This window comes from Pseudoalteromonas sp. SIMBA_162 (genome assembly GCF_046535955.1).
In the GTDB taxonomy this organism is placed as follows: domain Bacteria; phylum Pseudomonadota; class Gammaproteobacteria; order Enterobacterales; family Alteromonadaceae; genus Pseudoalteromonas; species Pseudoalteromonas marina.
In genome coordinates, this window is the sequence record NZ_JAWJBQ010000734.1 from 1 (window position 1) to 256 (window position 256).

1 protein-coding gene is annotated in these 256 nt (G+C 49.2%); it reads left to right on the forward strand.

Features of this window, described 5'->3' with window-relative positions; genetic code table 11:
• On the forward strand, window positions 1-256 hold a 256-nt coding region (locus R0J88_RS21620), incomplete at both ends, for an FtsW/RodA/SpoVE family cell cycle protein (protein ID WP_410901121.1).

Consider the following 256-nt stretch of genomic DNA (forward strand, 5'->3'; position numbering starts at 1 on the left):
TTTTTGTGGTTGCACAAATTCCACCGAGAGCTTTGTCGCGGTTCGCCGTTCCCGCATTTATCGCCGGAGTCTTGCTGCTCATTGCTGTACTTGTCTTTGGTGAAATGGGCAAAGGTGCACAGCGCTGGCTAGACATAGGTCCTTTGACAATACAGCCGTCGGAGATTATGAAGCTCGCCATGCCTCTTATGCTGGCCTGGTATATGAATCAGCGCCCTATACCACCATCTATTTATCGGCTATTTGGTGCTTTAGT